Origin of the sequence: Psychrobacter sp. CCUG 69069 (genome assembly GCF_021023115.1) — a bacterium.
Taxonomy (GTDB): domain Bacteria; phylum Pseudomonadota; class Gammaproteobacteria; order Pseudomonadales; family Moraxellaceae; genus Psychrobacter; species Psychrobacter namhaensis.
The window spans coordinates 247,663-272,654 of record NZ_QQAI01000001.1 but is presented as its reverse complement, the minus strand read 5'-3'; the positions used below and the strand labels follow the sequence as shown (position 1 = coordinate 272,654).

The following is a 24,992-nucleotide window of genomic DNA, read 5'->3' as shown; positions in this document are numbered from 1 at the left end:
ACAAGGGAGTCAACCATGGATTCAGTGAACGACAATATAGCAGCCGACATCTCTAAAAACAAAACGTGGTTATTTGTCCCAGCGACTCGGATCGATCGAGTGGCAAAAGCGTTTGCCAGTGATGCAGATGCAGTGATTATTGATTTGGAGGATGCCGTCGCCCAAGAGGATAAGGCACAAGCTCGAGAGGCGTTGAAAAAATACTATGATGATCAAAATGACACGCAAAATCATCAGCCGATTTGGCTACGGATTAATCAAGCAGGCAGTCAAGCATTTCCCAAAGACATAGCGCTATGTCAGAAAATGCCTAAAATAGCGGGTGTGCTACTGGCCAAAGCGGAAAAAGCAGCAGATATTGAATACGTGCATCAGCGTACTGGTCTACCTGTCATCGCACTAATAGAAAGTGCCGCTGGTTTATATCACATAGATAGCATGGCAAAAACAACTGGATTGATCGCGTTCAGTTATGGGTTTTTAGACTTGTGCAATGATCTGCGCGTGCAAGCAGGCACGCCCTCAGCGGATATCATTGCCAATCAAATCCGCTATCAATTAATTTTAACGTCGAAAATACATCAGTTAGCGCCGCCCATCGACACCATTTACCCTGACTTCAACGACGGGGCAGGATTGCGCGCTCGCGTACAGTTGTGGTCGCAAATGGGTATGTTAGGGATGCTGTGTATTCATCCCAAGCAAGTAGCCACTGTCCAACAAGCCCTACAACCGACAGCTAGTGAGCTTGAGTTTGCGCAGCGTGTGGTCGCAGAGTATGAACAAAGCGGGCAGGCGGTGTTTAAAATAGAGGGCGAGATGGTCGATGCGCCCGTGATTGAGCGCTGCCGTCAATTATTGGTGAAGTCGCAGTGATTGGCAAAGTGGCGAGCGGTGAAATAATGCTTTATCATAAACCACACATACTAAGACTCTATCAAAAAACCCTATGATTTTTATCAGCAATAATATTAGCCTCAGTGACAATGAAGTGGAGATCAGTGCCATACGCGCGCAGGGAGCAGGCGGGCAAAATGTCAATAAAGTCTCCTCTGCGATTCATCTGCGGTTTGATATCCATGCCTCAAGTTTGAGTGATATTCATAAGCAGCGCCTGCTGGATAGTAAAGATAGCCGAATCACCAAAGAAGGTGTGCTCATCATCAAAGCCCAGCAGTTTCGCACGCAAGAAAGAAACAAAATCGATGCGTTTGAACGTCTGCGCAGCTTCATCATAAAAGCCACGTATGTCAATAAGACCCGCAAGCCTACCAAACCGAGTAGAAACGCCAAGCGTAAACGTGTCGATCAAAAAACCCAGCGCGGCAAGACCAAAGCCTTACGCGGTAAAGTGGACTATTAAAACCAGCGCTCCTTACTGCTTAGCCGAGTCTGCTGCCCAGCTCAGGGAAGCGCTTTATCATAAATAACATCAGTAGCAGCGCGGCACTCGCGATAGCCGCCCCAACGTAGCCCACACTGGATAAAGAGATATGCGTCACTGCATAACCGCCGAACAACGCGCCTGTCCCAATTCCTAAATTAATAATGCCTGAGAACATCGACATCAGCATGTCTTGCGCACTCACATCCACCATGATGACTTTGGCTTGCATAGAGATAATCAGTAGCATGAGCGCGGCCCCCCAAAGTAAGGCAATCAAGCTAAGTGCCCATATCGAGGTCACAGCAAAGAGTAGCGCGAGCATAGAGACCAGCATCAGTATCGTCGATATCAGCATCAGCCTAGTGTTAAAACTGTCACCCCAGCGGCTAAATATCACACTACCCAAAATACCTGCGGCACCAAAAAGTAGCAATACAAAAGTCGCTAGGTTTTCACTGATTGAGCCAACCTGCCGCATGAAAGGCTCGATATAAGAGTAAGCAGTGTAGTGGGCGGTAAAGACGAGCAAAATCAGTAAATACAAACAGACCAACAATGGATTTTTGAGCAATTCTGGGATCTTTCGAAAAGAGCCTTCAAACATACTAGGCAGGGTTGGCAAGAGCTTCGCTTGGAGGATAAAGACAATGAGGGCAATGACGCCAATACCGCCAAAGGTCGCGCGCCAGCCAAACCATTGACCAATCAATCGTCCTAAAGGTACACCTAGCACCATCGCAAGCGACGTACCCGTCGCCAGCACACTAAGCGCCAACGCTTTTTTACCTTTAGGTGCCACGCGTATGGTAATTGCCGCCGTGATTGACCAAAATATCGCATGGGACAGTGCAATCCCAACGCGACTGATAAGCAGCACATCAAAACTCCAGGCAAACACTGACAGAACATGGCTTGCAATAAAGACGGCAAAAAGACCTAAGAGCAAACGCTTGCGCTCAAAGCGACTGGTCAGCAGCATCAGCGGCAATGACATCGCAGCGACAATCCAAGCATAAAGCGTCAGCATCCAACCTGTCTCTGCCGTGGTGATAGAGAAATCTTGAGCAATGTCACTTAATAATGCTACAGGGACAAATTCGGTCGTGTTCATAATGAATGCGCTCACACCCATCAAAAAAACTTGAAAATACTGAGTTCGGCGAGCGTCTGAGCTCACCTCAAGGTTGTGTTTCATAAAATCCAGTATAAAGAAGAGGCTAATACAGCAAAATTAGCTGAAAAGTGGGATAAGACATATAAGGGGCTCAAGAAAGGAGGGAAAGATACCAATTCAAAGGGATAAGTTAAAGTAGTTTTTTGCTAATGAGCATCGGTTTTCAAGCAAGAAGTAACACGATATAAAAGGAGTGTTGGGGTTTCATGGATAACCTTTGTCCACCTATTGGTCATCAAGAAGGCTGTTTTATAATCAGACGCTTGATAGGGTCTGGTATTGTTAACACGCTTTAAAAGTAAGATTAATAATAGTATTGGTTAACAGTAACAACATGAGTAACAGTATTTATTTTCTATCATCTGGTATGCTATCATCAGTGAATCACCTATCGTGGGTTTAACAGTTTTGTACCGCTAGCCGTTATGGCAATCTAATGGCGACGGACAAACCTTGCAACTTCCAGCACGATATAAAATAACTCTGGTAAAGCGCATGAGCCTGTACTCCGACATCCTCATTTGTGCCTGATTTTATTTGCCTGTTTGGGCTTATTTCATACTTTTTTGTCGGAGTTACAGGAGTCTAAGGTGTTCAATACCAAGAGCCACACGGCCAACCAATCCAAATATACCCGTCGTTACCGTCCGTGTCATCCTCTGGCGCAATATGCAGTCAATCAAATAGAGGCACTTAAGCTGTGTTCGCAAGACATTGTCAAAGCCATGGGTTATCCTCTGAAGCATACCATACCCGCCTGTGATCGCCTGCGGCACGTATTGTCGAACAAGCATCTTGGGCTGGATGGCAGTTATATAGATAAGTACTTTACAGCCGATGATTTTTTAGCGAAGCTGTTTGTGGTGCTAGAAATACCTTATGCCCCATTTGCAGAAGACATCGAGCAGATTAAGTACAAATTAGCCCATGCCCCCAATCCTTTACCCCAATATAACTTACGAGCGGATGTGGATTTTCACTTTACTAGCGGCGCAAATTGGATGTCTCGCGCCGCCGCATCACGTTTCGCTCAGGTCCATCTACCTCGTGGTTTTGCCACACTGGATGAGGCAGAGCGGGAGTCGATAGTGCAAGAAGGTATTTGTGAGCACTATCAGCAGTATGAAGGGCATTTGCCGTATGACGGGAGAATCAAAGGCTATCGACTGACTATTGAACAAAATAATACAGTGATGGATAGAGTGACGTACGGCTCACCAAAGTCTAGTGGTGTGTAAGTACTGTGATTATATAAAAGGCCTATTAACTTGAGTGAAGAGATTTTGGTAGATAAGCCATAAAGAGGGTTAGCATAAATATAGACGTTTTAAGCAACATAAAGCTTCACTTTTAGTGAGGCTTTTTTTATTGTCAAAGCCAACGTTTTAAGCGATATATGCTGTATCTATATCTATGTCTTGATTGGTCATTCAGGTTTAGAGATTGCCCGCCATAAAATCACAAACAGCGCATCGAACTCCGCAATAATGGGCGTCTCTGTCTGACGAATGATATGCATCAGTCCAAGGCGGTTGATAAACCCCATAAACACGTCAAAAAGTGTATAAAGTGGCACTGTGTCATTTAACACACCACGAGTTTGGCCATCTTCTAACACCGTCAAAAACGCATCAATCAGCTCTTTGTTCTCATAAATAGCGATATTACGAAAGTGTAGCTCTGATACCGAATACAACACCATCACCGCATCGGGATGGGAGTCGACAAAGTCAAAGCATACCCATAACGTCTTACGCAGCCGCTCCTCTACGCTATCAATACCTTGCAGATGATCTATCATCCGTGACGCTAGTCGTCCCAACACTCTGTCCATAATGGTATAAAACAGGGTTTGTTTGTCGCCAAAGTATTTGTAAAGGGTTTGCAATGAGACATTAGCGGTCTTCGCAATCTGCGCCATGGTGACCTCATTAGCATCAAAACCTGCAAATAGCTTACGTACGGCTTTTTCAATATTGTCCAGCGTGGTAGGGCGCATAGCGGATAAAGGGGATAGGTGCCGGGCCTCAGTGACGTGATCTACCTGACTGGTCGTTTTCATACCTTATGCTTCCTGTGTGCTGGTGTGTTTTAGACATTTTCTACGCAAGCCCTAAGTCGCCCAACCAACTTACTACACAAACAAAATGAGTAATGGGTATTACCATTGTTGTTTAAGTGGTTGCGCGAGTACGGATACTATCCTAGTATAAGTACTCAGTGTGAGCAATCAACAAGGGTTTATTATCTGTTTTTAACGGTAATACATATTACCATACATAGAGTGATTTCCCTTTAGATAAGTTTGGCTTACCCACTACCCATTCACCCTCGTCAAGGATAGACAACATGAGTATAGAAAAATTTACCCCAAACTGGATGACTGAAGAGCACCAAATGGTTTATGACAGTGCGCTAAAAATGTTTAAAAGTTGGGAGTCAAAGGATGAGCAGTGGCGCAAAAACGGCATGATTGATCGCGCGGCTTGGGAAGAGGCAGGGGCGATGGGGTTTTTGTGCGCATCAATACCAGAAGCGTATGGCGGCGGCGGCGGAGATTTTGGCCATGAAGCGGCGCTTCTTTATGCACAAGCAGAGGCCAATCAGTCAGGTTTTGGTGGGACGGTGCATTCAGGTATTGTCGCCCCTTATATCTTGGCTCATGGTACAGAAGAGCAGAAAAAAGAATGGCTACCTAAGATGGCGACTGGTGAGTATGTGGCCGCGATTGCTATGACTGAACCTGGGACTGGCTCAGACCTACAAAATATCAAGACTTACGCCGTAAAAGATGGTGAGGACTATATTATCAATGGTTCAAAAACCTTTATCACCAATGGTCAGCATGCCAATCTGATTTTGCTGGCTTGCAAGACAGATCGTGATAAAGGCGCTCAAGGTGTCTCACTTATTATGGTAGAAACCGATAAAGTGACTGGTTTTGAGCGTGGTCGTAATCTCGATAAGATCGGTATGACTTCACAAGACACCTCGGAGCTGTTCTTCAGTAATGTACGTGTGCCCCAAAAGAACCTTTTGGGTACAGTAGAGGGCATGGGTTTCATTCAGATGATGCAAGAGCTGCCCCGTGAGCGTCTGATCATTGCCATATCAGGGATTGGTGCAATGAAACTTGCGATCGATTTGACACTAGATTACGTTAAAGGCCGAGAAGCCTTTGGCAAGCCAGTTTGGTCGTTTCAAAACACGCGCTTTAAGATGGCAGAATGCTACGCTGATTATCTTGCTGCTAGCAGTATGTGTGATGCCGCCATTGATGCCATGTTGGAAGGTAAATTAACCGTTCCTCATGCCTCACTGGTTAAGTACTGGGTGACGCAAAAACAATGTGACGTGATTGATGAGTGCGTCCAGCTCTTTGGGGGCTATGGCTATATGACAGAGTATCCGATCGCTCGCTTGTATGCCGATGCCCGAGTTCAAAAAATCTACGGTGGCACCAATGAGATCATGAAAGAGCTGGCGTCACGCTTTATGTAAGTGTTTGCCGCCGTTTTTTGGATAAAGTTAGTACCTTTTATGGTTCGTTGAAAATAAAATTGCGCTAGTTATTGTTGATTGATAAAAGAAAAAGGGATTTTTTATGACTGAGACCGCTTACATTTATGAGGCTATCCGTACCCCGCGTGGCAAAGGAAAAAAGGATGGTTCTTTGTATCAGGCATCACCGACTTGGTTGACGCGTACCTTATTAAAGGAGATGCAGCAGCGTCACCACTTGGACACCAGTTTGGTTGATGATGTGGTGATTGGATGTGTGACACCAGTTGGTGAGCAAGGTTCTGATATTGCACGCATTGCGGTTATCGACGCTGGCTGGGCGCAAAGTGTCGCGGGTGTCACCTTGTCCCGGTTTTGTGCGTCAGGCCTTGAGTCTATCAATTTGGCTGCCGCCAAGATCATGTCAGGTATGGAGGACATGGTGGTGGCAGGTGGGGTTGAATCCATGAGCCGCGTACCGATGGGTTCTGATGGAGGTGCTTGGTATATGGACCCTCGGGTCAATGAAGCGACGCATTTTGTGCCGCAAGGGGTTGGCGCAGATACCATAGCGACGCTCAAAGGCTTTAGCCGTACTGACGTCGATGCCTTTGCCACCGAGTCGCATCGCCGTGCTGCTAATGCGTGGGAGAAAGGCTACTACGATAAGTCCGTCGTTCCTGTGACGGATATCAATGGCATGATGCTGTTGGACAAAGATGAAACCATCCGTCCTAACACCAATGTTGAGACGTTAGCGGGACTTAAACCCTCTTTTATTGTACCCGGAAAAATGGGCTTTGACAGTGTTATCTTGGACAGATATACCACGATTGAGAACGTTGACCACGTGCATCATGCTGGCAATTCTTCGGGTATCGTTGATGGGGCCGCTCTGTGTTTGGTCGGTAGTGCCGCTGCCGGTCAAAAAGCAGGTCTTAAGCCACGCGCTAAGATCACGATGGCATCAGTTATTGGCTCAGAGCCTGCCATTATGCTGACAGGACCGACGCCTGCCTGCCAAAAAGCCCTCAAAAAAGCGGGTATGCAAGCTTCAGATATTGACCTGTGGGAGATCAATGAGGCATTTGCTGCGATACCGCTAAATACCGCTGATGATTTTGGACTCTCGCTCGATATCGTCAATGTCAATGGCGGCGCGATCGCCATGGGTCATCCGCTTGGGGCAACAGGTGCCATGCTCATGACGACTGTCCTAGATGAGTTAGAACGTCGTGACCTAAAAACGGCGATGATTACCCTATGTGTGGGCGGCGGTATGGGTATTGCGACGATCATTGAGCGTGTCTAGAGCATTGAGCGCGAACAGGTTGATATGCTTTTATTAGCTTGATTTGGTTCAGATAGGAAGAGCATTGTAATTAAGGGACTATTCAAAGGACGAAACATGACTATAAACAATAGTGTAAAAGATGGGGCTAAAGACAGTGTGGATTTAATTAATAAGCTGAAAGGCTTTTCTGCCCAGCGTGATGACGATGGCATCGTGACTGTCATCATTGATCAAAGTGCACGCAAAATGAATGTCATCGGTGATGGTTTTACCGAGGCGTTTGCGGCAATGACAGACCTCTTTATCAACGATGAGTCTGTGAAAGGCTTAATCTTGACGTCAGGTAAAGAGACATTTGTGGTCGGTGCCGACATTGACCAATTGGCTACTATCAAAACCGCTGAGCAAGCGTTTGAGTTGGCTGAAGATCTGAAAGGTAGTCTGCGTAAACTTGAGACATCAGGAAAACCTGTCGTTGCAGCGTTGACAGGGACAGCACTTGGCGCTGGTTTAGAGCTTGCCCTAGCGTGTCATTATCGTGTTGCAATCGATGCACCTAAAATGAAACTGGGACTGCCTGAAGTCAAATTGGGCTTGCTGCCAGGCGGCGGCGGTACTCAGCGTTTACCGCGCCTAGTCGGTATTCAAGCAGCACTTGAGCTGATGACGCAAGGCAAAGAGCTGCGCCCAGCCACTGCTAAAGACATGGGTCTGATTGATGCCATTGCCACTGACAAAGTAGATATGCTAAAGCAGGCCAAAGAATGGATTAAGGCCAATCCAAATGCCCAGCAGCCATGGGACAAAAAAGGCTTTAAAATCCCTGGTGGCGATAGCAAGCATCCTCAGGTAGTGCCAGTATTTTCAGTGGCGCCGGCCATGGCCAATCAAAAATCGCACGGTAATTATCCAGCGATTACGCACATCATGTCTTGCGTGTTTGAAGGGTGCCTCGTGGATATCGACACTGGTCTTGAGATTGAATCGCGTTACTTTGCGGCTTGTGTGCTCTCTGTTGAATCTAACAACATGATCAACACGCTATGGACTCAGCTTAACAATATTAAAAAAGGTCAGTCGCGTCCTCAAGGGTTTGAGCGCATGCAAAGCAAAAAAGTCGGTATTTTGGGCGCTGGTATGATGGGGGCGGGCATTGCTTATGTCACTGCCAAAGCGGGCATTGATGTTGTGCTACTAGATACCGAGATAGCAGGGGCGGAAAAAGGCAAAGCGTACTCTGCTAAGATTCTTGATAAAGCCATCAGCCGTCAGCGCGCCACTAGAGAGCAAAAACAAGCGCTATTAGATCGTATCAAGCCAACTGTTTCCTATGACGATTTGGCAGACTGCGACCTTATCATCGAAGCGGTATTTGAAAATCGAGACATCAAAGCCAAGTGTACGCAGCAAAGCGAAGCCGTCATTGCTAAAACAGCGGTTTTTGCCTCTAATACCTCTACACTTCCCATCACTGGACTGGCAAAAGCCAGCACGCGCCCAAACCAGTTTATTGGTCTGCATTTCTTTTCACCCGTTGATAAGATGCCTTTGGTTGAGATCATCATGGGCGAGCAAACCGATGATGCGACTTTAGCCAAAGCCTTTGATTATGTGCTGCAAATTGGCAAGACGCCTATCGTGGTAAATGACAGTCGTGGGTTTTATACCTCGCGTGTGTTTGGCACGTATGTCTCAGAAGGTATCGCCATGTTAGGCGAGGGCGTTCATCCACGCAGTATCGAAGTGGCTGGCACGAAAGCAGGGATGCCGATGCCGCCACTGGCGTTACAAGATGAGGTGTCATTGAGTCTCGCGCTACACGTTAGTAAACAGCAGCAATTGGATATGGCCGCAGAAGGAAAGTCGATTCCTGTACGCCCATCGTATGAGATTCTCAAAACGCTGGTAAAAGAGTACAACCGCACAGGCAAAAAGAGCGGCAAAGGCTTTTATGAGTACTCAGACAATGGCGATAAACACTTATGGCCTGAATTGACGAAACTATACCCACCAAAAACGGCGCAACCACTGCAGCAGGATTTGGTCGATCGGTTGATGTTTATCCAAGCCAATGAATCTGCTAAGTGTTATGAAGAAAACGTCGTACGCTCTGTCGCTGACGCCAATATTGGTTCTATTTTTGGTTGGGGCTTTGCGCCACATCAGGGTGGTACGCTACAGTTTATCAATGCCATGGGAATAGACGCGTTTATTGCGCGTAGCCGTGAGCTTGCTGCGACATACGGGGAGCGTTTCGAGCCTGCTCAGATTTTGTTAGCAATGGCAGACAAAGGCGAGGTGTTCTCAGATGACTGACAGACAGCTACCAAACCATGGACAAATGCATGAACAAATGACTGACTGTCTGCGAGGGTTACGAGTGGTTGATTTGACTCGTAACCTACCCGGACCTTTTGCCACGCGCCTGCTGGCTGATTTGGGGGCAGATATCATCAAAATCGAACCCAAAAATGGTGACCCAGCCAGAGCTTTTGGTGACTTGTTTACCGCCTTAAATCATGGCAAGACCACCGAAAAACATGATTTTCGTGATGCTAAAGGGATTGAGGCCATTAAAGCCCATCTTAAAGACGCGGATGTCATGTTAGATAGTTTCCGCCCTGGTGTCCTAAAAGGTATGGGCCTAGACGCCCAAACGCTGCACGCCATCAACCCAAAGCTGGTGATCGTCTCAATCACAGGGTATGGTGTCACAGACAGCACGATGGAAGCTGAGGACAGTATCAATCATGACTGGGCCAATAAAGCAGGCCATGATATTAACTTTATGGCCATGAGCGGTGTCCTTGATCAATTAAAGACCGCCCAAGGTGAGCAGGCCATGCCGAATGTCCAGTTTGCTGATTTAGCGGGCGGTAGTGATACGGCAGTGATTGCTATACTTGCTGCTGTATTCGCCGCCCAGCGTACCCGAAAAGGTCGTCATATTGCGATCAGCATGACCCATAGCTTATATCAACACATGGTCATGCCAAAAGCAACCGGCGCACTGGTTGAGAGTCTCACAGGTAAGCGTCCCACGCCGCAGCATGACTTTTTGGGCGGGGCACTGCCTTGCTACCGTTTATACCAAACTGCCGACCATCGTTATATGGCGGTTGGCTCATTGGAGCTAAAGTTCTGGCAAGGACTGTGTGGTGTGCTGGAGTTGCCAGCGCTTAAAGATGTACACTGGCAACGGGGCGTTATGCCGCACATGATTGAGAGCCAGTCGGCAACCAAAACAATCGCAGAAAAATTTGCCAGTCAAACGCTGGCCTATTGGCAACAAGTCTTTGCTTCGGTTGATGTCTGCGTGACCCCTGTACTGAGCTTACATGAAGCCAAAGCGCATCCCTTGTTTGCCCATCAAGATGAGCATGACGCCACATCCGGATGGCAGCAAATTGTATAAATAAATGGCCGAGCATCATCACTGATGCAGCACGGGATACCTTTTAACTCAACCCTTGATGAGGTCATTCAGATAAATGGCTTTTTTCTAAATTCGCCAAAAATGCGGCAAAACCCTCTGCTGCCCGAGCTTCTAAACGGCTGCTGGTAATCACACGGACCTGATTGCTCCAAGTGATGGCATAGCCTTGGGCCTCAAATTTTTTAACCAAATCCACATCTTCATGACAAGGCAATGGGGCAAAGCCACCCACCGTGAGATATGCTTCACTGCTAAACATTAAATTTGCGCCGTGAATGTGGCGATGTCCCATACTGTCTTGGTAGTGATTGATATAATCTTGTCGCGTTTGCGGTGCTAAATGCGCCCAGCTATCCACGCTCACCACACCGCAAATCATATCCGTAGGCTGCTGCGTCATATGGGCGATTTGCTGTATCAGCCAGTCTACCGTTACGATTGAATCTGCGTCTGTGCAGGCAATCCACGTTGCGCCTTTTTTGATAGCATGGCGAATACCCATATCTCGCACCCGTCCCACACAGTGATAATGACAGCATAGGTAATCCACACCTGCGGCTTTGACTAATGCAAGCGTCTCATCGGTGCAACTATCCAGCACCACAAGAGGGTACGCCGTAATGGTCGGCGGCAGCTGCGTCATGGCTGTCTGAACCGACGTGAGGCAATTGGTCATTGTCATCGCTTCATTATGAGCGGGAATCACAATACCGATTTTTATCTCATTCATGTACCACCCATTCTGTTGCTAGCTGTCGTACGCCTCATATTAAGTTTTCTTGCATAGCGACTGAATTTGAAGTGTTTTGCCAAACGTCTAGTAAAAAATCGGTATCGATAATCTCACTTTGATGACTAAAAGCCACTTGCTGAGCGCTCTTATTGTTTGTCCCACGCTTTGCTAAATTAAATGCTTGGTGTAAGCGTTGGTGCACCGTGTCGCCCGTCATCACAAAGCCATCAATGGGGTAGCGCCAGTGACAGCACAGTAATGTGCCGCCTATGGCAAGGTTTTGACCGATCCAAGTGGTCACCGCATCAATCTCGTCTGGCGATAAATAATATAAAATTTCGCTAATGACAACCAAATCAAAGGGTGGTTGATTGACAAGCGGATGGTCTGATGAAGGATCAGATCCTAAAAATGCCTCTTTAAAAGTGAATAGGGCGTTAGGAATCGTCCCTTGAATCACCCTAACATGAGAGAACGCTGCCAAGCGTTGACTGGCAAGTTGTACCGCATGATGATTACCATCTATACAGGTCAATGCCTGACAGCGGCGGGCCAGTAATTCGCTAAAAACGCCATTGCCGCAGCCCAATTCAATGGCATTGCCATATTGTGCTTGGGGCAGGACCGCCAGACACATATCACGTTTGCGTTTTTCATACCAGCGGGTCTGATATTGCCATGGGTCGGTACTGTCGCTATATAACGCATCAAAATACGTGGCTGAATAGCTGTCAGACTGGTTGTCAGTATCAGTATCAGTATCAGTATCAGCGGTAAGCGTCATTGGCGTTGTCAATTCAGACATGTGGTTCATACAAATAAACCTCCCAGAGCTGGCTAATTCTAGCGATGGCTTGCGCCGATAAAATGGGCGGGTTGCCCGTACTTTCATCAACAGTGATTTGGCTTTTAAAACAGGCAATGGCTTGCGTTTTACGCTGTAATTGCTCAGCGGTTAAATCAACTCTGAGGGCACAGTGCCAAGGAATGCGGCCATCATCCGGTTTTGCCCAATGCCATGCCCAAATAAGTGCTTGATAACAGGCCAAATTGTGCTGCTTGGCAAAAGCAGATACCACCTGTCCTGTGGCTTCGTGATCAGGATGGCCATCGTGAACAAAAGGTGTCACTAAAATATCGTCAGGCTGAATAATAGCGGCTAATTTTTCGTTAAACGGGGCTTGTTGTGCAAATACATCACCATCTGCTAAACCTAGAGTCATAGTCGTGACTTGTTGAGCGATGCCCAATGCTTTTAAGGCCGCAAGGCTTTCTTGTGGACGGATGACATTAAGTTTTTGTGGCGGATAAATCTGTGAGTCTGGGTGGCTTTGTGTGCCATTGGTCACATGAATCAAGATGATAGGATTGCCATTAGCCGCCAGTTGTTGCAGCATACCGGCGCAGCCCAAGATTTCATCATCGGGATGCGGGGCAAAGACACACACACGCTGATGCGGCAAAAAGTTTTGTGCAAGATTCAATCGAGGTAAGTCTTGCAGTCCTTGCCAATTCTGCCAAGCGTCTTGACTGGTGCCATCGCCCTCAATCACACGGTCACCGACAATCGGATGATTGTGTTCAGAAGTGGCCGTATAATCGGTTACGGTATCGGTACTGACCGCTGCCTCATTATCGCTAAATGTTAGGTCAGACCATGCAGGATGTTCTGACATATTGGTGGTTACAGTTGCCATATGTTTTCCTGTCCATTCGTTGATTCATTGATTGTTTCGCTGGCTAAAGTACTTGATAGTTCGCCAATTTTTTGTAAATCAAACGCGCCGTGACTTTGGCGAATAAATACAGGCAAATCCGCTGATAGCCTTGCGAAATGGGCATTACCACAAAAGGGTGCTGCGCCCAATGCCAGTCCAACGGTTTCGATGACTTCAAGCGCCAACTGCTCGACGTTCACTCTTAATTGGCGAATGGCAAGTTCATGACTGTGTTCTGGTTGGCTGTCTATCAAGTGAGCCACATGGCGAAAATACTGCTGAGTGACGGCCAATGCTGTGCCAATCTGTCCCAGATACATGGCTTTAAAATCGTGCGGTTTACGCTGATACCCTTTTATCAAATAGGTCGCTATAGATGCCGTTGCGCCATACCAGCAGGCAGCTACCCCTGCCGCGCCATGCCAAAAGCCCACGCGTTCTAAATACGCGTTTGCCGCGCCAACATGACTGGCTGCTGCTTGATTGAACTGTATGGTAGCTGTATCAGTGGCTTGCATGCCGACCGCTTGCCATGCTCCGTTGTCGATCTTGATCCCGTCTTGCTGCATATTCACAACAAGTAATTGCAATTGACCATTCTCATCTCGATAAGTCATGAGACCATGATCCACGATATTGGCGCCTGAACACCATGACTTTGAGCCGCTGATTTTGCCTTGTTGATAACGTATGGGGTCAGGATGACCTTCTGCCGCCCAAATTGCCCATAGCCCTTGTGCCGTTTCGCTATAGCCGACTTCATGTAAAATACTTAGGGCGTCTAAGTGTGACTCAAACCATTTAGCAATCGTTAAATCAATGCCTGCCACATATGCCAAAATTTGCCAACGCATTAAGGTGTGTGGGTTTGTCCTGTCACCACTGGCAGGATGGGGGATTTTGTCGCTATAGGTGACTAAACGCTTTAAGAGGTCGTGCCGCAGTTTATCGGTGATAACCAACGTGTCAGTCGTTTGACGATCAGCGGAGATAATGTCGTCTATAGCGATCTTAATGTTTTTTAATAAAGGATTTTTTGCCTCTAACGTTACCATGGAGATTTCCTAATAATTATTGTGGGTCAGGCTTTTAGACGGTAGCTGGACACTCTTTGGTTGTGTGATGACTTTTGACATCGTATAGATCATCTAAAAAATCTTGTTGCCAAGCGTGTAAATTGTCTTGCTGTAACCCCTGTAACAACGCCTGATAGCGCTCCTTTCGCTGGGCAAGTGGCATCTCTAAAGCTGTTTTTAAACCGTGTATGATGCTTTTGGGCTGGTGCGGATCGATAATGACCGCCGCTTGCATTTGTTCAGCAGCCCCGGCATAACGTGATAGCATTAACACACCTGGATTCTCAGGGTTTTGGGCGGCAATGTATTCTTTGGCGACTAGGTTCATGCCATCTTTAAGCGAATTGACCCAACCGATATCGCTGTGCCAAAACGCCTTCATTAGTGCCTTGTGATTTAGCACTTTTTCGCTATACGTAATCGCCTGCCAGTTATTTATAAAATCGTTAGCTTTGTCGTGGGCGCTAAAGCCATCGGTTTTAAACGTAGGCATTTGCTCCCCATTCGGCAAAAATTGCTGATTAATACCACGGACGGTTTGTTTGACATTGTCATAAAGCCGGCGATAAACAGGTAGATCTAAGCGGCTAGGGCAGGCAATTTGCAGTAATTTTAGCTGGTTTTGATACAGCGGATATTGTTGTAAAAAATAGCGATATGCTGAAAAACGCTCCAATAAACCTTTGGAGTAATCAATTCTATCGACAGCAATTATCTGCTGTGCGGCGGGCTTTATGACGTTTTTTTGCTGTGGGTGTTTTACCGTTTGTGAGGGTAGATGTGAAGATGAACGAGTGATCTGCTGCTGGATTTTTGCCACATTCACACCGATTGGGTAGGCGTTAATCGCTAAACAGTGCGTGGCGCATAAATCTAGATTGAGCGTTAACTGCACCCCAGCGAATCGGTTAAATGGGGTAAAGTCTTGACTGTTATATGACTCATTTAAAGGGCTGTGTTGTAAAAAGCGGCCGTTTAAATAATGCTGAAAGACGGCTATAGCGTTGGTTTTATCTTGCTGAGTTTGCGTACCCAGTACATCATAATGGGCAAGATGTTCAATCAATTCAGGGCTTTGGTTAAGTTGCTGCCAAAATGCCAGTGGGGCAAATGGAATGTGCAAAAAAAAGCCAATACGATTATTTATCCCTAATTGTCGACAGTAATGCGCCACGCTTAAAAAATGGTAATCATGAACCCAAATCACGTCATCCGGTTCAATCACTTTTTTTAATTGCCTGGCAAAAAGATGGTTTACCGCTTGATAGCCTGCATAATCTTGCGGGGCTTGGCTGATTAAATTGGCTTGCTCGTGCAACAGTGGCCACAGTACATTATTGGCAAATCCGCAGTAAAAATGTTGGTACTGCTTGGTCGTTAGAGCAGTGGTTATATAGGTGACTTTTGGGTTTGCTCTTTGCCCGTCAACGTCAGCGCTTGCTAGAGTAGGTGGTTTGCTACTGCTAAACGCATTGGTCGCACAGTCGTTAAAACCATCGACACAAGGATCTAAAATCTTGCCATTCCAGCCCATCCAAATACTTGGATTTTCTATTAATACATCATGCAGTGCTACCGCAAGGCCGCCTGCCATCGGATTGTTGTCGGGCATTTTAACCCGATTAGATAAAACGATTAAACGGCTCATATAACGTGTCTCATTGGGTTTTTGATAGAAGAGGTGTGAGCGTCTGCTAAGTCAGATGGTAGAGCAAGGTGGCTTTGAAAAAAGCTTAAGAAGCTCTCAAGCAACACCCGTACCTCGTGTACGCTATGCACATAGTAATGGGCGCACGTTCGCTCATCGCCTACTTTAATACCCATGCCCTTTACTGTTTTTTGGGGTGTTTTTACTGTTTTAGCCCCATTTTTGTCTTGCACAGCTATAAAACCTGCCTCATCGGTAATGTCATCACCAATAAAGATAGGACACAAGTCTTCGCTGACTTGCATATTCTTTAATAAGGTTAAAATTGCTGTCCCTTTATCTGCCCCTTTTGGCATGATTTCCCACACATATTTCCCTTGTTTCAATGTCCAATTGGAATGATGGTTTAATACTGTTGACATTATGGTATAAGCTGCATCCGCTAAAGTAGGGTCACAGCGATAGTGTAGGGCAACGGAATATGGCTTATTTTCTATCGTGAAATCACGATAAGGCAGACAAGATTGGATGATGCGCTGCCTGATAGTGGTAAGCTCGGTAGCATCCACATGCGCAACGCTTATGTTGTCACTACTATTGCTACTATTATTATCACTGTCTTCTTTGCTATCAAATGCTATTTCTAGCCCATGAGTGGCGGCAATCGGTAACTGTAGAGGAGACAGCATTTTTTTTGCTTCATCAAGACTGCGTCCTGTCACGATAGCGACGTTAACGCCATGACTTTGTATTTTTTGTAAAAGTGTCAATGTGGCGTTTGGAATGGCGCTGTCTTTGGGATTAAGCGTAAAATCTGCCAGCGTGCCATCCATATCCAAGAACAAACAGTAGTGATACTGATTAGATAAATAATCAGCAAAGGTGTTGGGCGGGATGTACGACGGCGTACTTATGCTGGGGTTTATTGCAACAGTCACACTTTTTCCTTTTTAGTGAGGCAATATTATGTTTTGACTAAATGTAACCTGACTTTGAGATAGGCTATCTGCTAAAAGCTCATGCGTTTGTCAGTTTGGGTGGCGAGAGTAACGAGCTGTATACCTCCAAACCTGATAATAAGTTTGCCATAGACCCAGTTGTCCTCTGGTGGCGAGTATGTTTAATTTGGCATCATTTCTGTAACTCACCAGATGTGGCCTTAATGAACGCGCTTTCGTGAATAATGGCTCATCTACTGCTTGGATTGATAAGTACAGGTTTGATCCGTTTTTTATTAAGGGTCTTGCACGTTTTATAACAGCCTAATTTGCTTTGATATCGAGGGAATTGTTTGGCTGTTTTCTTTTATTGCTTCGGCTGCCGGTGGGTTATTCAAATTCACGCAGATTACGGTCGGCAATTTTGCGGCTTCAGTAATTGGTGGGCTGATGATGGGATATGGTGCCCGTCTTGCATTCGGCTGTAATATTGGCGCTTACTTTGGTGGTATTGCTTCTTTTAGCTTGCATGGCTATATTTGGGGCATACTCGCCATGGCAGGCACTTTTTTAGCATTGTACATGCGTCCCCTGTTTGGACTGTCAGTGCCAAAATCTAACGATTCTGTGTGCTAATACAAAATACTCATCCCTATGATGAGAGTGTCTAATCTGAAAAGGCTCGCAATTAGTTGTGAGTCTTTTTTACTGGGTGTTCCATCGTAAAATGAGGGACGCTTCTGAGGTTTAATAAGGCTCGTTTGTACCGTGTGACGGGTTATGTGCCAGCTTTTGAGTTTGAAAAACGGTATTATAGTCGTTTAACCTTGACCGCTATTATTGCCTGATAGGGTTAAATCAGCCTTCGATACAGTCGGAGCGGTTCCATACATTGAATAACTACTATGTATGTCTGATCCGCTATGAAAGAACATTTATACAAGACCATTGATATATAAGGTACATTGCTATGGAAACAAAACAGAATCCTCTGGAACAAAGCCAAAATGCTGTAGAACACAGACCCGTATTTATGCCTAGAGTCAACAGTGACAATCTGGTAAAAACAGACATGGTGAGGTTTGAGCGGCATGTGGGGTTTGCAAGTAGACAGAAGAAAAAATCTATCAATGATCTGCATCAAGTCATTCGTAAAAAGTATGGTTTTAACCACGTCCTAGAGCTGTCTAGTAAATCGGGTAATAAGTTGAGCTTTCCGTTAAGCCCACTGAGCTTGAAGCTAACGAATGAGCATGATGGTAGGGAATATAGTGTCGAAAACGCTTTTTATGCCAGTAAGGTGTTTGAACATGGTGGACCTTACATCGACTTGCTGACCGCCCCGCCAAGACAAGCCAAAAAAGACGAGCGATTAACAGCCTCAGGTGAACTCATTGGCTACAACTATTTTGGTATGGAGTGGAGTATCGAGCCATTGACCACCTTTTATGATTGGCTATATGTGAATGCTCTAAAACAAAACCCTTCGCTGCACGAGGCGGTCATGCAGTATCAAGCTTTTACTGATATTACGTTTAATCCTAAAAAATCTATCCATAGTGCGGCTTATGCGCTGGCGATGTTTGTGGCGCTCAATAAGCGAGAGTTGCTCGATGAGGTTGAAGATCCGATGGCATTTTTTGATTTATGTAGTGACTTTAAAGTGAGCAATACCGAGCAGCTTTTGGAAAAGGGTTGGGTCTGATCGCTAGATTGGCACTCTTTTTTGAATGCCATGACACAGAGGCATAGAGACACAGAAACATACTTACCAGTCAGTTTTTATAAACTGTAGTGATTGAGCTTGCGTTTTTATGACTATATATCTAAAAGCGTTGGAATGAGAGATAATACGCTACAGGCTTTTAGCCGCTATGATTTGAAAAGTAGAAACGTGCTTAGAGATGCGTACAAATTGATAATATTAGACATTTAATAAAGCTAACCCAAATAAAAAGGCAGTTCCAAATGACCGACAATAACCCATACAACTTTTTACCTTTGCAGCCGACAGGTAGAAATGAGACTGATACTGCAAACACTTATGCGCCTGAAGACATGATTAAAATATATGAGCAGCAATTTCTCATTTCAGTGCCTGAAGACAAGCTGACAGAGTTTTTGCCAGCGCTCAAAGAGTTTTATGACATTGATGATCATACGTTAGACGTCAGTGCCGTTATTTTTGAGGCAATCGCGGATTCTAGCATTATTTACAATCATAAAATCAAAGTAGGCGATTATCAAATAGTAGGTGGGTTGATAGAGGAAGCGATCGAATATGATGAAGATAATAAAGAAGACGAAGGCGTTAAAGACAAAGAAATTCAAGCCTATACATTAGAGTGTCAGCGTACTTTTTTCATTAACGATGTAGAGATACCTTATCATTTTAATTTGTTTATTTATGGTGACGGGTATTCTACTTTAACCAAAAAACAAACCGTGCTAGAAAAAATGTATTGGTTCGTCAGAGTTAGGTACGAGGAGAACCTATTAGACGATTCTGAAGATGGTGAGAGTTTAGAGTCTATTAATGAGCAGCTCGACCGCTTAGGTATTCGGAAAATGGATCTGACGACCATAGACGAGATAGTAAGCTATGTAGAGGACAACATCATAGATGACGCAATGGTGGACGAGCTGAATAAATTATTAGATGATGCAGAGTAGCGTAAAAAATAAGCGGTTGGGTGAGCGGTGTTTGTGACGCCAAGCACGATAAAATAAAGGGTTGTCTTAGGTAGGTAAAACGATCTAGGGCAGCCCCTTAAGTTTTGAGAGTTTAGGGCAGGGCACAGTTTGGGCACCAAATGGGCACCGCACCGAAAACGAGCTTTTTGACTGAGTAGATAAACTTAACTATATTCAAAAAGATATTACGAAAATTTCTCTACAAACCCCTGAAAATTAGATAAAAAAAAGCCTCACTGTTAAGTGAGGCTTTTTAAGTATTTGGAGCGGGAAAAGAGATTCGAACTCTCGACCCCAACCTTGGCAAGGTTATGCTCTACCACTGAGCTATTCCCGCTAAATCATCTGATAAACAATCTATTGTCTAGATGATGACGAGGTATTATACGCAGTTTTTTTGGTCTGTCAACACCTATGAAGAAAAAAAGTAAAGTTAGTAAAACAGGCGTGTCATCTGGTCATGAATATATGTTATAACAGTTTATTATATTATGTATTCCAAAAGCTTTGTATTGCATAAATAGGCTGGGACGCACTTTATAATTTAACTCACTGACATTTTCAATGATCAATACTTACCAAGATAAGTCATAAGGATAAAAAATGAGTCAACAATATACCATCGCCGATTATTTGTTTGATCGTGTCGCAGAAGCGGGTGCCTCTGAGATATTTGGCGTGCCTGGTGATTTTAATTTAACTTTTTTAGACAATATCATCGCCTCTGATAAACTACGCTGGGTGGGTAACACCAATGAGCTAAACGCAGGTTACGCCGCTGATGGCTACGCACGCGAGCGTGGCTTTGCTGCTATGGTGACCACTTTTGGGGTGGGGGAGTTGTCCGCGATTAATGCGACCGCAGGCTCTTTTGCTGAGTATGCACCAGTGCTACACATCGTGGGGGCACCAAGTACAGCACTACAAGATTCCAAACGTCGCATCCATCACACTCTGGGGGATGGCACATTTAATCATTTTATCAAAATGGTAGAGCCTGTAACGGTAGCACGGGCACAGATTACCCCTGAAAATGCGGCATCAGAGATCGACCGTGTGATTCGCTTGATACTAAAAAAGCACCGTCCAGGCTATCTGTTGCTATCCCCTGATGTTGCTCGTCAACCTATTTATCCGCCAACGACCAAGCTTGATGACAGCCAAGAAGACATCACTAGCCAAGCCGCACTAGCCAATTTTAAGCAAGCACTAATAGATTTTTTGCCAAATAAAACCACGACGCTTATGGCAGATTTGATGGTGCATCGTTTGGGGCTACAGCCGCAGCTCAAAGCCTTAATCGCCGATACCGATATTCCCTATACAACGCTGTCGTGGGGCAAGACATTGCTAGATGAAAACAGCGATCGCTGGGCAGGGACGTATGCCGGTGTGGCATCACGACCAGTGGTTAAAGATGCGGTAGAAAACTGCGAATGTTTGATAAAAATTGGTGTGCAATATACGGATACCACCACGGCAGGCTTTAGCCAAGATATCAATGAGGAGGTGGTGGTCGATCTGCATTATGAACGCGCGTCTATTAGCGGTCAGAATTTTGCTCCGATTGCGTTAAAGGATTCTTTACAAGCGCTACATGAAGTGATGACATCTGGTATCAATATTATGCCCAAACCTTTTTGTGAGCCAGTCAAGCCGCACGAGCAAAATGGCAAAGATGACGAGCCTATTCGTCAGGATGACCTTTGGCACATCATTGCAGACCACTTAAACCATAACAACCTGGTGTTTTCTGACCAAGGGACTGCCTACTTTGGTATTAGTGATGTGCGTCTGCCAGAGGGCGTTACGTCCTATGGGCAACCAATGTGGGGGTCGATTGGCTATACGTTGCCAGCAAGCTTGGGCGCTGCTATTGCCTCGCCAAATAAGCGTAGTGTCTTACTGATCGGTGATGGTTCAGCGTTATTGACGGTACAAGAGCTCGCAGTGATGATTCAAGAGCGTATCAACCCAGTCATAGTATTGGTTAACAATGATGGCTATACGGTTGAGCGGGCGATTCATGGTGAACATCAGCGTTATAATGACATTCCTAAATGTAATTGGCAGATGATGCCGCAAGCGTTTGGTGCCACGGAAGACAACAGTTTAATTCTCAAGGTGAACACTGCTGGTGAGTTGAAATCTGCGCTCGAAACAGCGGCGGCAACCACAGATAAGTTAGTCATGCTAGAGGTGATGGCAGACAAGCATGATATCCCGCCACTGTTAGCTGATATCAGCGCCGCCCTGAAGCCGAAAGCCGATTAACAGTATCGGCCAAGTTTTGATGATAAACGCAAAAACCCATTTAGTTTGGTGACTAAATGGGTTTTTTTTGACTGTTTTTATAATGTTGCCCAACTAAACAGAGATAGCCCTTATGTCTGTTTGCATACTTTAGTATCATGACAGGTTAGGCGATGTTCAGCCCTTGGCATTCAACAGGAGATAACCCATCGTGATTTGGCTAAAAATGCTTATTGGCGCGTTGATGGTATTGGTGATTCAATTATTCGCACAGACTCGGTTTTTCTATTTGGCTGCGCTTGCGCCCCTGTTCCCCACTTTTACTTTGATCAGTCATTTCATCGTTGGTACCGAGCGTAGTCCCGCTGACCTAAAAGTGGCCCTCATATTTAGTATGCTTGGGGTCATACCGCATCTGATTTACACTTTTGTGGTATTTTTTAGCATCAGCTATATTGGCTTGTATAAGGCGTTGTTATTAGGGGTCGTTGCTTGGACAGTGGCAGCGGCTGTCTTGGTGGTCGCATGGCAATACATTCAGGCTTAATGAAGGGTATAGCATCATTATTACGTCACTGTCGCAAGAACCCAACTCATCATAATCGATTAAAATAGGGCTTAAAAAGATGGATACCTTAAATATCCTGTATCTCGTAGGCGCAGTACTCATTTTCGCCAGCATTATGGCGAGCACACTATCTGCGCGCTTAGGCGTACCATTGTTATTGCTGTTTTTGATAGTAGGAATGCTGGCGGGCGAGCAGGGAATATTGGGTATTGAGTTTTCTCAATATGCGCTCGCCAATTTTGTCGGGCAAGCAGCCTTAGCCTGTATCTTGTTAGATGGTGGTTTACGTACCTCTTTTAAGTCGTTTCGAGTCGGTTTAAAGCCTGCAGTTACTTTAGCTACGTGGGGTGTGCTGGTCACGGTGATGGTGTTAGGCGTGTTTGTCACTTGGCTGCTCGATGTTGACTGGCGCTTTGGTTTGTTAATGGCCGCTATTGTTGGTTCGACCGATGCGGCAGCTGTATTTTCTTTATTGCGCAATGGTGGGGTTAAACTGAATGATCGCGTTCAAGCCACGCTTGAGTTAGAGTCCGGTGCTAATGACCCGTTGGCTATTTTGTTGGTAACTGGTCTGATTGCCTTAAACGTTGATCCTGCCGGACAGACGGTACTTGGATTTTTAGGCTTGCTGTTGCAGCAGCTGAGCTTTGGGTTGGGTATGGGCTTACTCTTTGGTTACTTGCTATCTCGGCTGTTGCCAAAGGTGCACTTGGCAGAAGGCATGTATGCTATTTTGATACTTTCTGCTGGTTTGGCCGTTTTTGCCGCGACCAATCTACTGGGCGGTAGTGGCTTTTTGGCGGTGTATCTGACGGGCGTGTTGATTGGCAATCATAAGGTGCGCTCAACTGAGCATGTCATGCGAGTGATGGATAGCTTTGCTTGGTTATCGCAAGCGGTACTGTTTGTGGTATTGGGGCTTTTGGTCACTCCATCGAATGTCATCAATGTCTGGCACTATTCAGTAGCGATTGCGGCCTTTATGATTTTGGTTGCCCGTCCTATCGCCGTTTATACCAGTGTGAAACCTTTTAGATTTAAAGACAGAGAGATTGGTTTTATCTCTTGGGTCGGCTTACGTGGGGCGGTACCTATTACTCTTGCCATGCTGCCCGTGATGGCTGGGATAGACAACGCCTTTATGCTGTTTGATATTGCGTTTGGTGTGGTGGTTTTATCATTGATTTTGCAAGGGACGACCATTCCTTTTATGGCCACTCTGTTCAAAGTACGTATTCCGAATAATAAAGACCCAAAAGAAGAACACGAGGTTTGGGTCTCAGATAAAGCGAGCATAACCTTGTATGAGTTTGAAGTTCAATCGGGCGCGTTTGCTATTGGCCGCCACCCGATGGACATCTCTAAACGCATTAGCCCCGACGAAATCAGTGTGTTTGCACTGGTACGCGGGCAGCAAATTGTGGTGGTTGATAATGACACCAAGCTAAAATTTGGCGATAGTGTCTGGTACGCGATGCGCGGCAATCATGCCAGTAAAATTGCCAACATCTTTAATGATACAACACTCGATCGTAAAGCCATCGATGATTTTTATGGTGACTGGCTGCTATCACCGAGTGTCAAACTTGGAGACTTACCATTTTTTGCCGGTATTATGGAATCTGAAACGTTAGTAAAAACGCTAAAAACCACAGATGAAGAGGGCTTCAAAAATATGTGGGAGCAAACGGTTGCTGAGTACGTAAAATCACACTTGGGTACCGCGCCCGTCTCAGGCGACACCGTGGCAATCAGTGAAGAGTGGTCATTGGTCATTAAGGAAGTGGATGACAAAGGCAAGCTGAGAACCATTGGTCTAAAAAACCAAGAACCACACACAGCAGTATAGTCTTTGTCACTATGGGCCATAATGTTGGTCAGTAGCTCAGCGTCTTAAAACTTGAGTGGTTGCAGTAAGCATGTGACTGGGTGAGAATAAATAGTCGTAAACGAATACTATCAAAAACCCTTTGTAGACTATCAAATGCTATAAAGGGTTTTGATTCAACAATCTTTATAGAAGTGAGCTACTACCACATTAAATCATCTGGAATCACATAAGCCGCGTAAGGATCGTCTTCTGCCAGTACTTCTTCTGTCGTATCGTTAGACACCACCATAAAGCCTTCCATTTTCGCATCTATACGATCTGCCAATGGTCGAGGGAGGAGGGCATAGCCTTCTTCTAGTCGTGCAATCACCACATGACCGACCACAATTTGATCATACAGTTTTTGGGTGATAGCAATTTTTTTCACCTTAGAGTTATCTACAAACTGATAGCTAACATCACCATCTGTATCGGTAATCTGATGCTGCTTAATCATTTGTACAATATTGGCTTTTAGCATTTTCTCTTCTAAAGCACGTTGTTTTTCCTGATTGAGCTTTTGATCTTTCTCCAGCTTTTTTGCTTGGGCTTCTGCCAACGCTTTTTTGGCTTCCATACTCTCTGAGTCACCAGTCCGCTTGGCATGCTGCGTCTGCTTGCTGATTTTTTTGGCTTTTTTGCTATCCACCAATCCCGCTTTTAACAATTGAGCCTGTAGGGCATTTTTTGCCATAGTTCCAT

22 protein-coding genes and 1 tRNA gene are annotated in these 24,992 nt (G+C 45.5%); 13 read left to right on the top strand and 10 right to left on the bottom strand.

Annotated elements, in window-relative coordinates; all coding sequences use genetic code 11:
• Positions 1-15: 15 nt before the first annotated feature.
• The gene (locus DVY93_RS01100) at positions 16-876 is read left to right on the top strand and encodes an HpcH/HpaI aldolase/citrate lyase family protein (RefSeq protein WP_230708423.1); all 861 of its coding nucleotides are present in this window, start codon (positions 16-18) and stop codon (positions 874-876) included.
• A 73-nt stretch (positions 877-949) separates the two neighbouring features.
• Entirely contained in the window at positions 950-1,363 is a 414-nt protein-coding gene (gene arfB / locus DVY93_RS01095) for an alternative ribosome rescue aminoacyl-tRNA hydrolase ArfB (protein WP_198334646.1), read from the top strand.
• 19 nt (positions 1,364-1,382) lie between these two features.
• Here arfB and DVY93_RS01090 read toward each other — a convergent pair whose 3' ends face one another.
• The gene (locus DVY93_RS01090; RefSeq protein ID WP_230708422.1) at positions 1,383-2,582 is read right to left on the bottom strand and encodes a sugar transporter; all 1,200 of its coding nucleotides are present in this window, start codon (positions 2,580-2,582) and stop codon (positions 1,383-1,385) included.
• A gap of 569 nt (positions 2,583-3,151) precedes the next feature.
• On the opposite strand from DVY93_RS01090, the gene DVY93_RS01085 reads away from it, so the two are divergent.
• Positions 3,152-3,799 carry a hypothetical protein gene (locus tag DVY93_RS01085; RefSeq protein WP_230708421.1) on the top strand — a complete coding sequence of 216 codons (648 nt, stop codon included), beginning with the start codon at positions 3,152-3,154 and terminating at the stop codon, positions 3,797-3,799.
• Between the two features lie 188 nt (positions 3,800-3,987).
• Here DVY93_RS01085 and DVY93_RS01080 read toward each other — a convergent pair whose 3' ends face one another.
• On the bottom strand, positions 3,988-4,623 hold the full coding sequence (locus tag DVY93_RS01080; protein ID WP_230708420.1) for a TetR/AcrR family transcriptional regulator: 636 nt from the start codon (positions 4,621-4,623) through the stop codon (positions 3,988-3,990).
• Between the two features lie 287 nt (positions 4,624-4,910).
• On the opposite strand from DVY93_RS01080, the gene DVY93_RS01075 reads away from it, so the two are divergent.
• From DVY93_RS01075 to DVY93_RS01060, 4 genes are all read left to right on the top strand, one after another.
• Complete coding sequence (locus tag DVY93_RS01075; RefSeq protein ID WP_230708419.1) at positions 4,911-6,062, top strand: acyl-CoA dehydrogenase family protein; 1,152 nt, start codon at positions 4,911-4,913, stop codon at positions 6,060-6,062.
• Positions 6,063-6,165: 103 nt separating this feature from the next.
• Positions 6,166-7,374 (top strand): acetyl-CoA C-acetyltransferase, encoded by a 1,209-nt coding sequence (locus DVY93_RS01070; protein WP_230708418.1) that lies wholly within the window; start codon positions 6,166-6,168, stop codon positions 7,372-7,374.
• A gap of 96 nt (positions 7,375-7,470) precedes the next feature.
• Complete coding sequence (locus DVY93_RS01065; protein ID WP_230708417.1) at positions 7,471-9,672, top strand: 3-hydroxyacyl-CoA dehydrogenase NAD-binding domain-containing protein; 2,202 nt, start codon at positions 7,471-7,473, stop codon at positions 9,670-9,672.
• The gene (locus DVY93_RS01060; protein ID WP_230708416.1) at positions 9,665-10,771 is read left to right on the top strand and encodes a CaiB/BaiF CoA transferase family protein; all 1,107 of its coding nucleotides are present in this window, start codon (positions 9,665-9,667) and stop codon (positions 10,769-10,771) included. Before DVY93_RS01065 ends, DVY93_RS01060 begins: the two co-directional genes overlap by 8 nt.
• Positions 10,772-10,835: 64 nt before the next feature.
• On the opposite strand, the gene DVY93_RS01055 is transcribed toward DVY93_RS01060, so the two are convergent.
• Genes DVY93_RS01055 through otsB form a run of 6 tightly spaced genes read right to left on the bottom strand, consistent with a single transcriptional unit; the run spans position 10,836 to position 16,905 of the window.
• On the bottom strand, positions 10,836-11,513 hold the full coding sequence (locus DVY93_RS01055; RefSeq protein WP_193005502.1) for a glycosyltransferase: 678 nt from the start codon (positions 11,511-11,513) through the stop codon (positions 10,836-10,838).
• Between the two features lie 43 nt (positions 11,514-11,556).
• Positions 11,557-12,339, bottom strand: a complete 783-nt coding sequence (locus tag DVY93_RS01050; protein ID WP_230708415.1) for a class I SAM-dependent DNA methyltransferase — start codon at positions 12,337-12,339, stop codon at positions 11,557-11,559.
• Positions 12,323-13,222: a PIG-L deacetylase family protein gene (locus DVY93_RS01045; RefSeq protein ID WP_230708414.1), complete on the bottom strand. Its 900-nt coding sequence runs from the start codon at positions 13,220-13,222 to the stop codon at positions 12,323-12,325. Before DVY93_RS01045 ends, DVY93_RS01050 begins: the two co-directional genes overlap by 17 nt.
• Complete coding sequence (locus tag DVY93_RS01040) at positions 13,210-14,298, bottom strand: acyl-CoA dehydrogenase (protein WP_230708413.1); 1,089 nt, start codon at positions 14,296-14,298, stop codon at positions 13,210-13,212. The genes DVY93_RS01045 and DVY93_RS01040 overlap by 13 nt, the downstream gene beginning before the upstream one ends.
• 34 nt (positions 14,299-14,332) lie before the next feature.
• Complete coding sequence (locus tag DVY93_RS01035; RefSeq protein WP_230708412.1) at positions 14,333-15,967, bottom strand: alpha,alpha-trehalose-phosphate synthase (UDP-forming); 1,635 nt, start codon at positions 15,965-15,967, stop codon at positions 14,333-14,335.
• Positions 15,964-16,905, bottom strand: a complete 942-nt coding sequence (gene otsB / locus DVY93_RS01030) for a trehalose-phosphatase (protein WP_230708411.1) — start codon at positions 16,903-16,905, stop codon at positions 15,964-15,966. The genes DVY93_RS01035 and otsB overlap by 4 nt, the downstream gene beginning before the upstream one ends.
• A gap of 327 nt (positions 16,906-17,232) precedes the next feature.
• Between otsB and DVY93_RS01025 the strand changes: the two genes are divergently transcribed.
• The 3 genes from DVY93_RS01025 (at position 17,233) to DVY93_RS01015 (ending at position 19,578) form a co-directional block, all read left to right on the top strand.
• On the top strand, positions 17,233-17,541 hold the full coding sequence (locus DVY93_RS01025; RefSeq protein WP_442966491.1) for a YeeE/YedE thiosulfate transporter family protein: 309 nt from the start codon (positions 17,233-17,235) through the stop codon (positions 17,539-17,541).
• A gap of 355 nt (positions 17,542-17,896) precedes the next feature.
• On the top strand, positions 17,897-18,610 hold the full coding sequence (locus DVY93_RS01020; RefSeq protein ID WP_230708663.1) for a DarT1-associated NADAR antitoxin family protein: 714 nt from the start codon (positions 17,897-17,899) through the stop codon (positions 18,608-18,610).
• Positions 18,611-18,873: 263 nt separating this feature from the next.
• On the top strand, positions 18,874-19,578 hold the full coding sequence (locus DVY93_RS01015) for a hypothetical protein (protein WP_230708410.1): 705 nt from the start codon (positions 18,874-18,876) through the stop codon (positions 19,576-19,578).
• Between the two features lie 283 nt (positions 19,579-19,861).
• Here DVY93_RS01015 and DVY93_RS01010 read toward each other — a convergent pair.
• A tRNA-Gly gene (locus DVY93_RS01010) sits at positions 19,862-19,936 on the bottom strand.
• 266 nt (positions 19,937-20,202) lie between these two features.
• Here DVY93_RS01010 and DVY93_RS01005 point away from each other — a divergent pair.
• The 3 genes from DVY93_RS01005 to DVY93_RS00995 all read left to right on the top strand — a co-directional run bounded on the left by DVY93_RS01005 (position 20,203) and on the right by DVY93_RS00995 (position 24,269).
• A complete protein-coding gene (locus DVY93_RS01005) occupies positions 20,203-21,873 on the top strand; it encodes an alpha-keto acid decarboxylase family protein (RefSeq protein WP_230708409.1) in 1,671 nt (556 codons plus the stop codon).
• A gap of 190 nt (positions 21,874-22,063) precedes the next feature.
• Positions 22,064-22,399: a GlpM family protein gene (locus DVY93_RS01000; RefSeq protein ID WP_230708408.1), complete on the top strand. Its 336-nt coding sequence runs from the start codon at positions 22,064-22,066 to the stop codon at positions 22,397-22,399.
• 79 nt (positions 22,400-22,478) lie between these two features.
• Positions 22,479-24,269 carry a potassium/proton antiporter gene (locus DVY93_RS00995; protein ID WP_230708407.1) on the top strand — a complete coding sequence of 597 codons (1,791 nt, stop codon included), beginning with the start codon at positions 22,479-22,481 and terminating at the stop codon, positions 24,267-24,269.
• A 181-nt stretch (positions 24,270-24,450) separates the two neighbouring features.
• Here DVY93_RS00995 and DVY93_RS00990 read toward each other — a convergent pair whose 3' ends face one another.
• On the bottom strand, positions 24,451-24,984 hold the full coding sequence (locus tag DVY93_RS00990; protein WP_193005494.1) for a DUF2058 domain-containing protein: 534 nt from the start codon (positions 24,982-24,984) through the stop codon (positions 24,451-24,453).
• Positions 24,985-24,992 lie beyond the last annotated feature (8 nt).